This is a genomic window from Variovorax defluvii (genome assembly GCF_039541515.1).
Taxonomy (GTDB): domain Bacteria; phylum Pseudomonadota; class Gammaproteobacteria; order Burkholderiales; family Burkholderiaceae_C; genus Variovorax; species Variovorax defluvii.
Window position 1 is genome coordinate 13064 of sequence record NZ_BAABGJ010000011.1, and the last position, 12191, is coordinate 25254.

Sequence of the window (12191 nt, forward strand, 5' to 3'; positions counted from 1 at the left end):
TCTTGCGTCAGTGCTCGACCAGTTCCGGCACCTCGGCGGCAAAGCGGGCCGCGGCATCCGGAAGCGCGTCGCGGCCCTCGAGACGGAAGGACACCGGCGCGAGTGGGCCGGACCACAGCGCGCGCGCCAGTCCGGGCCAGCGCTTCGGATCGGGCTCCACGCCGGCCGCGCGCGCGAAGTCCAGCGCCACCAGGTTCATCCTGGTTTTCGGGGGCGCATCGCCGCGGGCGCGGCATGCCGCGAGGCCTTCTTCCATCTCGTCGGCGGTCGGGGGCGCGATGGCGCCGCTCCAGGTGTAGGCGATCCATCGGGCCTGCAGTTCGAGCGGCGGAAAGTACGGTCCAGACTGGTCCCACAGGCCCATGAAGGCGAGCCCCGGCAACTGCGGGTGGAAGGTGTGGCGAAACAGGTCGATGCGTTGCGGGCCCAGGTTGAGCGTCGCGCGGACCGACGGGGCCAGAAAGGGCAGGTGCAGCGCGAAGCCGGTGCCGAAGTAGATGCCGTCGAAGCACTCGGCCCGGCCGTCCCGGAAACGCACCTCGGTGCCCTCGATGCGGTCGATCCACGGGCGCACCTGGATGCGGCCTTCGGCCACCAGCGGCAGGTAGTGCTGGCTCAAGGTGAGGCCGGCCTCGAAGATGTCGTCGGCGGGCCGGGGCAAGCCGTACTGCTCCGGACTGCCGCCCGACGCCAGCACCAAGGCCTTCAGCCGCGCGCCGAATTCGCCGCGCGGCAGCGCGTCCTCGGCCTCCGCCTGTTCGCGCGTGAAGAGCAGATGGTCCGTCGGCACGCCGGCCTTGAGCTTGGGCAGCACGTAGCGCTGCCGCCGGTAGCACACGACCACCCGGCGCGCGCCCGACATGCACAGCTCGCTCGCGACCTCCAGCGCGCTGATGGCACACCCGGCCACGAGGAAGTGGCCGTTCCGGTGGCGCCGCGTGCCCCGGTAGGCGCTGGAGTGCGCGATGCCCATCCTTCCCGAGAAGGTCTTCAGGCCCGGCACGTCCGGCACCTCCGGATGCTGGAAGCGGCCGGTCGCGATCACCACCTTCTCGAACACCTCCTCGCCCCGGTCGTGCCGCACCGCCCAGCCGCCGGGCACCGCTTCGATCTCGTGCACGGTGGCGTCCGTGTGCATCGGCAGCCCTGGGAGAAAGTCTTGCCGGTAGCGCAGCAGGTAGGCGCGGATCTGGTCGGCGGAGGGATAGAGGGCCACGTCCGGCCGGTGCGGCAGGTCGCTGAACTGGGTGAGCACGCGGCTGGTGTTGGTGCGCATGGACGGCCAGACGCCACTGGAGCCCGAGAGGCCGGTCCACTGGCCGCCGCACAGCGGGGACTTGTCGAACACGACGGGAGTCAACCCTTCCGATCGCAGATAGCGCGCCGCGACCAGTCCGCCTGGCCCCGCGCCGACGATGGCAACCCTTGTCATGACTTCATCCTCCCCGGCTCGTTGTGTTCAAGCGCTTCGGGTTGCGGCCGGATCGCCCCAAGCGGGGCCGATCTTACGCGGATGGCGACGTCGCTTTGTCGCCGATCGTCGCAGCGCCCCGCCCCTGCGCACACACGCGGACCAGGCACGCCAGCAGGATCTCCGGCTGTGCAGGCTTGGCGAAGTGGTCATCGAAGCCGGCCTCGAGGGCGCGCTGCCGATCGGCCTCGCGGCCATAGCCGGTCAGGGCGACCAGGGCCATCGACTGCGTCGCCGCGTCGGCGCGCAGACGGGCCGCCAGTTCGTAGCCGCTCATGCCGGGCAGGCCGATGTCGATGATGGCGCCGTCGCAGCGCTCCTCGGCGAGCCGTTCCAGGGCTTCCTCGGCCGAGGTGGCCACGCGGACTTGCTGGCCCTCGATCTCCAGCCAGCTGGCCAGCGCCTCGGCCGCATCCCGGTTGTCGTCCACGACCAGCAGCGACAGGGACTGCGTCACGGCCGCCACACGGTCTGCCGCCGCGGCAGGTGCGTCCTGCGCCGCCTGCACGGGCAGGCGCAGCTCGAAGCACGTGCCGAGCCCAGGCCCCTTGCTTTCCACGGTGATCGCCCCGCCATGCAGCCGGGCCAGGCTCTGCGCGATCGGCAGGCCCAGCCCCAGCCCGCCGGCGGCGCGGTGCAGCGCCTGCTCACCCTGCACGAAGCGCTCGAAGACACGGGGCAGCAGTTCGGGCGCGATGCCGATGCCCTCGTCCTCCACGCGCAGCACCGCCTGCGGTCCCTGCGGCGTATCGTCGGTCGCCAGCAGGATGCGGATGGCATCACCGGGCGCGGTGAACTTGGCCGCGTTGCTCAACAGATTGCCGACGATCTGCGCCAGGCGCAGCGGGTCGCCGCGCACCGGGACGGGGGTCGAGGGCATCTGCACCCGCGGCATGCGCTCGCGCTGCTGGAGCGCCGGCAGGGTGAGTTCCAGCGCGCGGGCGATCACGTCGCGCAGGTCGACCGGCTCGAACTTCGGCGCGATCTTGCCGGCCACGATGCGCGAGACGTCCAGCAGATCGTCGACCAGGCGCGAGAGGTGCTTGACCTGCCGCTCGATGATCTGCCGCTCGCGCGCGAAGGCCTGCGGATCACGCCGCGCGATGAGCTGCAGCGCCAGGGAGATGGGGGCCAGCGGATTGCGCAGCTCGTGCCCCAGCATCGCCAGGAATTCGTCCTTCGAGCGGTTGGCCTGCTCGGCCTGCAGCTGCGCGCTGCGCGCCTCCTGGAGCAGGCGGACGTTGTCCAGCGCGAGGGCGACGCGCTGCGCCAGTTCGACGATGAGCGCGCCGTCGTCTGCGCTGAAGTGGCGCTGCGACTCGGCCTGCAGCACGGCCATCACGCCGATGGTGCGGCCGCGCGCCACCAGGGGAACGACGCATCCGGCCGTGAGCCCGAGCATCCGGACGAACTCCTGGAGGCCGGGCTCGAGCCGGGCGATCGACGCCTCCCCTTCCAGGTTCATCAGGAACACCTTGCCGGTGGCGATGGCCCAGGGGAAGGAGCCCGGCGCGTCGCTGGGCGCACTGCGGCCGTTCACCATCTTCGCGATGAATTCGCTGCGCGCGGGGTCGGCGTGGTGGGTGAGCTTGCGCTGCAGCACGCCGTGCTCGTCCAGCAGATCGATGCGGCAGAGATCGGCAATGGCCGGCACGATCACCTGGGCGATGGCCGCCAGGGTCGAGGCCTCTTCCAGCGACTGCGAGAGCACGGTGCTCACGTCGCCGAGACGCGCCAGCCGCTGCTGCGCCGCCTGTGCGGTCGATCGCGCCAGGCTTTCGGCTTCCAGCAGCTTCTGGCGCTCGGCTTCGCTGCGGCGCCGCTGCTCGGAGGCGGTGGCCAGGGCCTCGGCCACCGCGTCCACCTCCGTCACGCCCGACCGTTGCGCGGGCAGGGTTTCGCCGCGGCCCATGGCGTCGGCCTGGGTGCGCAGCAGCGCCATGGGGCGGGTCACGCCGCGCGAGATCCACCAGGCGGCCAGGCCGCCGAACAGAAGGGACACCAGCAGCCCGCCGCCGTAGGCCATGAACAGCCGGCGCGACGCGGCTTCGGAAGAGGCGACGGACGCGCCGACCACGACCATCCACTCGGCCGTGTCCATGCGCGCAATGGCCGTCAGCGAACGCACGCCCTCCACGTTGGTGGTGGCGCCCACGCCTTCGCGCCGCGGCCCCAGCCGGGCCAGCAGGTCGAGCAGGGTGGGGCTCGGCGCGTTGCCGCGCATGCGGTCGTCGTCCACGTTGCGCGCGACGCGCCGCTGGCGGCCGTCGAACACCGAGACGGTCCAGCCTTCCGGCGCGCTCTGGCGTTGCAACACCGCGGTGATGGCTTCCGGTTCGACGACCGCGGTGAGCACGTGGCGGACCTCGCCGTCGCGCAGGATCGGCACGCGCACCGGAAAGGCCTGCCGGCCACGGGGTCCCGGCGTCATCGGGCCGATGACGGGCTCCCGCGCCCGCACCGCCTCCTGCAGGCTCCCCGGCTCGATGACCCGGACATCGCCCAGGTCGAGCCCGCGCTCGGTGCTGAAGAGGACGCGTCCGTCCGGGGAAGCGAGCAGAAGATCGAGCCATTCCGGATGGGACAGCCGGATGGCGCCAGCGAGCTCGTAGGCGTCGGCCAGGCCTTCCGTCGTGGTGGCACCCAGCGGGTCGGTGAGCGCCAGGGCCTGCAGCGAGGCGATGGTCATGCGCAATTCGCTGTCGACCGCAGTGGCCACCGCCCTGGCCACGCCGAGGATGGACGCCTGGGTCTGCACCCGCTGGGCTTTCAGCAGGGCGTCGAGCGCCAGGCCGCACACGACGGCCAGCGGCAGGATCGCCGCGGTGACGATCAGCAACAGGCGCCGCTGCAGCTTGATGGTTCGCATGCCCCTGGGTCTTGAAACTTACCCGAGCCGGCCCGCGGAGAGGCGAAGGGTGCGGTCGCAGCGCCTGGCCAGCCCGTCGTCGTGCGTGACGACCACGAAGGCGGTGCGCCGCTCGTGCGCGAGCTCGAGCATCAGCGCGAACACGCCATCGGCGGTGCTCCGGTCGAGGTTGCCGGTGGGCTCGTCGGCCAGCACGCAGTCGGGCTGGGTGACCAGCGCACGCGCGATCGCGACGCGCTGTCGCTCGCCGCCGGAGAGTTCGGCCGGACGATGGTGCACGCGCTCGGCCAGGCCGACGGCGGCCAGTATCTGCGCGGCGGCCTCGGCGGCCTGCTGCGGCGGCGTGCGGCGGATCTTCAGCGGCATCGCCACGTTGTCCAGCGCGCTGAACTCCGGCAGCAGGTGATGGAACTGGTAGACGAAGCCCAGGTGGGCATTGCGCAGCCGGCCCTGCTCGGCCGGATCGACGTGCGCGATGTTCTTGCCGTGCAGCTCCACGCTGCCGGAAGTCGGCGCATCCAGCCCGCCCATCAGGTGCAGCAGCGTGCTCTTGCCCGAGCCGGAGGCGCCGACGATGGCGAGCGTCTCGCCGGCGCGCACGTCGAGGTCCACGCCGTGCAGCACGGTCAGGTCGATGCGGCCTTCGTGGAAGCGCTTGGTGAGCCCGCGGACCTTCAGGACGACGCCGTTCCGAGGGGCCTCACTCATAGCGCAGGGCCTCCGCCGGATTCACGCGGCTGGCGCGCCAGCTCGGGTACAGCGTGGCGACGAAGGCCAGCGCCAGCGAGATCAGGGTGATCGGCACGATGTCGCCGCGCTGCGGGTCGCTGGGCATCCGGCTGATGAGGTAGATGTCCTGCGGCAGGAAGCGCGCGTTGAAGAGCCGCTCCAGCGCCGGCACGATGACGTCGATGTTGTAGGCGATGCCCAGGCCCAGCAGCAGCCCGCCGAGCGTGCCGATGACGCCCACCATCGCGCCCTGCACCACGAAGATGCCCATGATGCTCTTCGGGCTGGAGCCCAGGGTGCGCAGGATCGCGATGTCGGCGCGCTTGTCGGTGACCGTCATCACCAGCGTGGAGACCAGGTTGAAGGCCGCCACCGCCACGATCAGCGTGAGGATGATGAACATCATCCGCTTCTCGACCTGCACGGCGGCGAACCAGGTGCGGTTCTGCCGCGTCCAGTCGCGGATCAGGAAATCGCCCGGCAGGGTGACGGCCAGTTCCTCGGCCACCTCGCGCGCCTGGTGCAGGTCCTTGAGCTTGAGCCGCAGGCCGCTGGGGCCTTCGAGGCGGAACACGCGCGCCGCGTCCTGCTCGTGGATCATGGCCAGGGCCGAGTCGTACTCGTAGTGGCCGGAATCGAAGGTGCCGACCACGGTGAACTGCTTCAGCCGCGGCACCACGCCGGCCGGCGTGACCTGCCCACCCGGCGCGATCAGCGTGACCTGGTCGCCCGGCCGCACGAAGAGCGAGCGCGCCAGCTCCACGCCCAGCACGATGCCGAACTCGCCCGGCACCAGCTTTTCCAGTGCGCCCTTCTGCGCGGTGGTGGAGATGTCGGTCACCTGCGGCTCCAGCGCGGGCTCGATGCCGCGCACCAGCGTGCCCTTCATGTCCTCGCCGCGCGCGATCAGCGCCTGCGCGGCGATGAAGGGAGCGACGCCGACCACGTTGGGGTTCTTGCGTGCGGCCGCCGCGATGGCGTCGATGTCGGCCAGCGCCTGGCCGTCGCGCGACAGGATCTCGATGTGGGAGATCACGGCCAGCATGCGGTCGGTCACCTCCTTCTGGAAGCCGTTCATCACCGACAGCACGATGATCAGGGCCGCCACCCCCAGGGCGATGCCGAGCATCGAGACGCCGGAAATGAAGTTGATGAAGCCGTTGCGCCGCGTCGCCCGGCCCGCGCGCGTGTAGCGCCAGCCGAGCTGCAATTCGTAAGGGAGTCGCATAGGTTGCGGATTGTGGCATCGCCGGCGTCCCGGGCCGGGAATGGCCCCCTCGCAACCGGCCGGACTCCGCGGGGCACGACAATCGGTGGCCATGCCTGTGTCCTCCGCGTCTTCCACCCACCTCCTGATTCCCTTCGCCGGCCGCAGCACGCCGGCGTGCCGCGAGGCCACGAAGTCGCTGCGCCTGCCCAGGCTCGAAAGCCTGCTCGCGCGCCTCGCGCTGGAGGAAGAGGACATCCAGGACGACGGGACCCTGTCCCCGCCCCACGAACGGGCCCTGGCTTCGGCACTGGGCATCGCGGCGCCGGATGGACAGATCCCCTGGGGCGCGCTGGAGGCCCGCAGCGCCGGGCTCGACGGCAGCGGCGGCAGCTGGGGCATCGCGACCCTGTGCCACTGGCAGGTGGGCATCGACGACGTGGTCCTGGGCGATCCGGGGGCGATCCGGATCGATGCCTCGGAGTCCGACGCCCTGCTCGACCTCGCCCGCCCCTACTTCGAGGAGGACGGCATCGCGCTCCATGCCGGCGCCGCGCCGGGGCGTTGGCTGGTGCAGGGCCCCGTGTTCGACGGGCTCGCCACCGCCTCCCTCGACCGCGCCATCGGCCACCCGATCGCTCAATGGTCGCCCCTCGACGACGGCGCACGCCCCTTGCGCCGGTTGCAGAACGAGATGCAGATGCTGCTCTACACCGAGCGGGTCAACGACGAGCGCACCGCGCGCGGCGAACCGCCCATCAATTCCTTCTGGCTCAGCGGCACCGGCCGCCTCCCCGCCGATCCGCGGCCGCAGGAGGCGCCGCCCAAGGTTGCCGAGGATTTGCGGGAGGCCGCCCTGCGCGACGACGGCGTGGCCTGGGCGCAGGCCTGGACCGCGCTCGATGCAGGCCCGGTCGCCGAACTGCTGGCCGCCTACCACGCCGGTGCGCAGGTGAAGCTCACCCTCTGCGGCGACCGCGCCGCCCGCCGCTTCGGCGTGCAGCCGCGCGGCTTCACGGCCTGGGCGAGATCGCTCGTGCAGCGGCCGAGCGCGCCGGCCGTGCTGGAGGCGCTGTGATGAAAATCGTGCCCCGCACCATCCCGCCGCGCAGCGCCTGGGCGCTCGAGCAGGCGGGCATCCATCCGCTGCTGGCGCGCCTGTATGCGGCGCGCGGCGTGCACAACCGGGAGGAACTGGACGACGGCCTCGGGCGCCTGCTGGCACCTCACGGCCTGCGCGGCGCGCGCGAGGCCGCGGTGCTGCTGGCCGACGCGATCCGCGACCACAAGCGCCTGTGCGTCGTGGCGGACTACGACTGCGACGGCGCCACCGCCTGCGCCGTGGCCGTGCGCGGGCTGCGGCTGCTGGGCGCGCAGCACGTGAGCTACCTGGTGCCGGACCGCGTGGTCGACGGCTACGGCCTGACGCCGCCGATCGCCGAGCGCGTGGCCGACACCGGCGCCGACGTGCTGATCACGGTGGACAACGGCATTGCCAGCGTCGAGGGCGTGGCCGCCGCCAAGGCGCGCGGGCTGGCGGTGCTGGTGACCGACCACCACCTGCCCGGCCCGGCCCTGCCCGCGGCCGACGTGCTGGTGAACCCGAACCAGCCCGAATGCGGCTTCGACAGCAAGTGCATCGCCGGGGTGGGCGTCATGTTCTACGTGCTTCTCGCGCTGCGCTCGGAATTGCGTACGCGCGGCGTGTTCGACATGGCCACGCAACCGAAGCTCGACGTGCTGCTGCCGCTGGTCGCTCTCGGCACGGTGGCCGACGTGGTCAAGCTCGATGCCAACAACCGCCGCCTGGTCGCGCAGGGCCTGCGACGCATCCGCGCGGGCGCCATGCCCGTCGGCCTGTCGGCGCTGTTCAAGGCCGCGGGCCGCAACGCCTCGATCGCCACCACCTTCGACTTCGGCTTCGCGCTGGGGCCGCGCATCAATGCGGCCGGGCGCCTGGCCGACATGACGCTGGGCATCGAATGCCTGTTGACCGACGACAGCGCGCGCGCGGAGGAACTGGCGCGCCTGCTCGACGGCATCAACCGCGAGCGGCGCGACATCGAGGGCGGCATGCGCGAGCAGGCGCTGCTGCTGGCCGAGTCGCTGCTCGAGGCGGATGGCGACGGCGGCGAGGCCCTCCCCGCGGCCATCAGCGTGTTCGACCCCGAGTTCCACGAGGGCGTGGTGGGCATCGTCGCCTCGCGCATCAAGGACCGCTACCACCGGCCCACCTTCGTCTTCGCCGCCAGCGGTGCGCCGGGCAAGGAGCACGAGCTCAAGGGCTCCGGACGCTCCATCCCCGGCTTCCACCTGCGCGACGCGCTGGACCTGGTGGCCAAGCGCCATCCCGGCGTGCTGCTGCGCTTCGGCGGCCATGCGATGGCGGCCGGCTGCACGGTGGCCGAGGAGCACTTCGAGACCTTCGAGCGCGCCCTGGCCCAGGTCGCGGCCGAGTGGCTCGACACCGCCGCCCTCACCCGCCGCCTCGACACCGACGGCCCGCTGCCGCCCGAGTACCTGCGCGTGGAGCTTGTCGACACGCTGCATCGCGAGGTCTGGGGCCAGGGCTTCGCGCCGCCGACCTTCAGCGAGGAGGTGGAGGTGGTATCGCAACGGCTGGTGGGCGAAAAGCACCTGGCCCTCAAGCTGCGCCACCAGGGCCGGCCGGTGGACGGCATCTGGTTCGGGCGCACCGAGCCCTTGCCGCCGCGGGTGCTGCTCGCCTTCCGGCTCGACGCCGACGAGTGGCAGGGCGTGCGGCGGGTGCGTTTCCTGGTCGAAGGCGCGGAGATCTGACACACCATGCAAAACCCTTCCCCCGAACCGGCGTTGCCCATCCCGATCCGCCCCGCTGCCACCGTGCTGCTCTGCCGCGACAGCGAGGGCGGGCCGGAGGTGCTGATGATCCAGCGCCATGCACTGTCCGACGTGCACGGCGGCTCCTACGTCTTTCCAGGCGGCAAGCTGGACGCAGCGGACGCGCAGCTCGACGCAGCCCTGCACCTGGACGTGCCGCCCGCGGAGCTGCACACGCGCCTGGCCGATTTGGAGATCGATGCCGCCACCGCCACGGCGCTGCACGTGGCCGCCGTTCGCGAGGTGTTCGAGGAATGCGGCCTGTTGATGGCCCACGGGCTGGATGCCGAGGGCGCGGGCCGGGCCGCGGCGCTGGCCGCGCAACGCGTGCCCTTCAACGAGATGCTGGGCCGGCTGGGCCTGCGCCTGATGGCCGACGCGATGCACCCCTGGTCGCGCTGGATCACGCCGGTCAACCCCTTGCACTCGCCCGGCAAGCGCTTCGACACGCGCTTCTTCGTCGCCGAGGCGCCGCCCTTTCAGGAGCCACTGCACGACGACCACGAGGCGGTCCTGTGCGCCTGGCTGCGCCCACGGTCGGCGCTGGAGCGCTACTGGGCCGGCGAGATCGTGCTGGCCGGCCCGCAAGTCATGAGCCTGGCGCACCTGGCGCGGCACCGCAGCGTGGCCTCGATCCTGGCCGAGGCCCGGAACCGCCCGCCCTGCGTGGTGCGCCCGGTCACCTTCGAGGTCGACGGGGTGCGCGTCGCCGCCTATCCCGGCGACGAGCGCCACCCGGAGCGCGTGCGCGTGATGCCCGGCCCCTCGCGGCTGATGCTGCGCGGGCGCCGGCTGGAGCCGCCCGGCGGCGCCTTCGACGAACTCTGGACCTGAGAGCCCGAGTCCCGCCGCCCTCCTGCCCCGCCGTCCCGCCCATGGAAACTCTCACCCTGGCCGCCGTCTTCTTCGTGGCCGCCTACCTGCTCAAGAGCCATGCGCAGAAGAAGCGCATCCGGCTGCTCGCCAGCCACCTGGCCCGCTATGACATCGAGAAGCTGATGGAAAACCTGACCGAGGGCTACCTGCGCTGCCTCGGCGAGGACGACCCGGCGCGCCGCCAGCAGATCTGGGCCCTGCTCGACGACACCGCCGACCGGCTGGCGGCCCAGATCGAGCGCTTCGCCGCCGAGTTCGCCCGCGTGGACGAGGCGGCCGCGCGGGTGAGCAAGCTGCCGCTGGCCCTGCCCTTCGCCCTGTCGCTGCCCGGCGCCAGCTTCGACATGCGCCGCGCCCTGGCCATCCACGCGCGCGGCATCGCCGAGGCCGCCGCCAACACGCAGCAGCACACGGCCAAGAGCAAGGCCTACCTGATGTCGGCCGAACTGTTCCTGCTGCAGCACACCTGCCACTGGTACTGCCGCTCCAAGGCGGTGGCCTCGGCGCGCATGCTGGCCGGCCACAAGACCTCCTACGCGCAGCTGATCGAGGCGGTGGCGCCGGCGACGCGGCGGGACTACCTGGCGCTGGTCGGCCGCTAGAACCCGAACCGGCACTCCCCCATGGGGGCCGCAATCAGCGCCGAGCTTCGTGCAATTGTTTGCGGTCAGCGCAGTTGCCCAATCAGTTAACCGATTGGTTCTCAACAGCTTGCCTTCCAAAATCTCGCAAAACAACTCGGAAGGCCTCCCACCATGGAAGCATCCCTCGTTTTCGGAACGCTTCAACGTCTCTTCATCGGTATCGGAGGCCTCTTCGGCAGACGTGCCCCGACGCAGCCGGCCCGTGTCATCCCGCCCCCGCGGCCGGCGTCCGAGGCCGGACCGCGCAGCGTGATCGCCGCGTTCGAGCAAGGCCAGGGACGAAGTGAGGCACCGAGGCCGGCGCCCTTGAAGCTGGCGGTCGCGCCGCCGGCGGCACCCGTCGCCGTTCCGATGCCCGCCGAGGCGGATGATGCGCATGCCAGGAAGATGCGCTCCCTCGAGGAGGTCCGCGCCGATCTGGCCCGCCTGCGCGCCAACGCCAAGGAGCGCCACGCGCAGTTGAAGGCGCAGGCGCAGGCCGAAGCGCAGGCCCGCCGCGACATCGGCTTCACGCACACCGACTTCCTGGACTTCGCACCCGCCAAGGCCGCACCGGCACCGAAGGACAACAGGGACACTGGCGCCGCCCCCTTCGCGCCGACCGACTTCTTCGACCTGCCCGGCCCGAACCCGGAGCCGGCCCAGGAAGCCACCACCGAGTCGAGCGACGCGCCGACCGCCTTTTTCGCCCCGGTCAGCCTGAAGGCCGAGCCGGCGCCGAAGGACGGGTCCGAGTCGAGCTTCGCCAAGACGGCCTTCTGCGCGCCCACGAGCCTGAAGCTCGTCCGCTGAGCGCCGGGCCGGGCGCCGCAGGGGAGCACCCCCTGCGCCGCCACGCGCGGTTCAACGGCTGAACTCGTGGTTCAGCCCGACCGTCAGGGTGCGGATCCCCGCAGGCCCGGTGCGCGCCGCGCTGATGTCGATGCTGATCAGCGGCGTGATGGACAGGCGCGCGCCGATGCGCGAGGTCCAGAGCCCGAAGGCACGGTTGCGTTCCGCGATCAGCGACACCGTGCCGTCGAGCGCCCATTCGCCGGCCAGCCCGCCGCGGCCACTGCGCAGTCCGGTGCCCACGGCCCAGTCCGCGCCGAGGTTGCCATGCACGGTCAGACTGTCGGTCGCGCGCCAGCTCACCGGCACCACGAACTGCCCGCCCGTCCGGCCGCCCTGGCGCGGCCGCGCGGCGCTGACGGTCGCCGACAAGGCGGCACTCCAGCGCGCTTCGGGCTGCCGGCCCATGAAGGTCCACTTGAGTTGCGGGCCGAGCACGAGGCTGTGCTCGCCGGCCACGGAGATGCGGTCGAGGTTGAGGCCCAGCTCCACCGGGCCGACGCGGCAGGCCGGGCCCAGGTGCCACAGCGTGGTCTGAAGCTGCCGCACGCGCTGGCCCCAGGCCTCGTACTGGCACTGTCCGGGATCGAGGGTGCCCGCATCGTCCACGTCGAAATGCCCGCCGGCCTGGGCCGAGGCCGCGGCCAGCCAAACAGGAAGCATCCAGGGACCTCGGATCATGGCCGCGCCATTCTAGAAGCCGCC

10 protein-coding genes are annotated in these 12191 nt (G+C 71.9%); 5 read left to right on the plus strand and 5 right to left on the minus strand.

Translation table 11 applies throughout. From position 1 onward, the window contains the following. Positions 1-7: 7 nt before the first annotated feature. The 4 genes from ABEA07_RS07010 to ABEA07_RS07025 form a co-directional block, all read right to left on the minus strand. Complete coding sequence (locus ABEA07_RS07010) at positions 8-1432, minus strand: flavin-containing monooxygenase (protein ID WP_345536795.1); 1425 nt, start codon at positions 1430-1432, stop codon at positions 8-10. Positions 1433-1505: 73 nt separating this feature from the next. Continuing rightward, positions 1506-4340, minus strand: coding sequence for an ATP-binding protein (locus ABEA07_RS07015; RefSeq protein ID WP_345536796.1), 2835 nt, complete (start codon positions 4338-4340; stop codon positions 1506-1508). 18 nt (positions 4341-4358) lie between these two features. After that, the gene (gene lolD / locus ABEA07_RS07020) at positions 4359-5048 is read right to left on the minus strand and encodes a lipoprotein-releasing ABC transporter ATP-binding protein LolD (RefSeq protein WP_345536797.1); all 690 of its coding nucleotides are present in this window, start codon (positions 5046-5048) and stop codon (positions 4359-4361) included. Next, positions 5041-6297, minus strand: a complete 1257-nt coding sequence (locus ABEA07_RS07025) for a lipoprotein-releasing ABC transporter permease subunit (RefSeq protein ID WP_345536798.1) — start codon at positions 6295-6297, stop codon at positions 5041-5043. The genes lolD and ABEA07_RS07025 overlap by 8 nt, the downstream gene beginning before the upstream one ends. Positions 6298-6388: 91 nt before the next feature. Between ABEA07_RS07025 and ABEA07_RS07030 the strand changes: the two genes are divergently transcribed. The 5 genes from ABEA07_RS07030 to ABEA07_RS07050 all read left to right on the plus strand — a co-directional run bounded on the left by ABEA07_RS07030 (position 6389) and on the right by ABEA07_RS07050 (position 11447). Beyond that, complete coding sequence (locus tag ABEA07_RS07030; protein WP_345536799.1) at positions 6389-7354, plus strand: hypothetical protein; 966 nt, start codon at positions 6389-6391, stop codon at positions 7352-7354. Further along, entirely contained in the window at positions 7354-9075 is a 1722-nt protein-coding gene (recJ, locus tag ABEA07_RS07035; RefSeq protein ID WP_345536801.1) for a single-stranded-DNA-specific exonuclease RecJ, read from the plus strand. Before ABEA07_RS07030 ends, recJ begins: the two co-directional genes overlap by 1 nt. A gap of 6 nt (positions 9076-9081) precedes the next feature. Then, a complete protein-coding gene (locus ABEA07_RS07040) occupies positions 9082-9969 on the plus strand; it encodes an NUDIX hydrolase (RefSeq protein WP_345536802.1) in 888 nt (295 codons plus the stop codon). A 41-nt stretch (positions 9970-10010) separates the two neighbouring features. After that, a complete protein-coding gene (locus ABEA07_RS07045; protein WP_345536803.1) occupies positions 10011-10613 on the plus strand; it encodes a hypothetical protein in 603 nt (200 codons plus the stop codon). A 348-nt stretch (positions 10614-10961) separates the two neighbouring features. Beyond that, the gene (locus tag ABEA07_RS07050) at positions 10962-11447 is read left to right on the plus strand and encodes a hypothetical protein (RefSeq protein ID WP_345536804.1); all 486 of its coding nucleotides are present in this window, start codon (positions 10962-10964) and stop codon (positions 11445-11447) included. Between the two features lie 51 nt (positions 11448-11498). Here the strand turns inward: ABEA07_RS07050 and ABEA07_RS07055 are convergent, their stop codons facing one another. After that, entirely contained in the window at positions 11499-12167 is a 669-nt protein-coding gene (locus tag ABEA07_RS07055) for a hypothetical protein (protein ID WP_345536806.1), read from the minus strand. Positions 12168-12191: the final 24 nt, after the last annotated feature.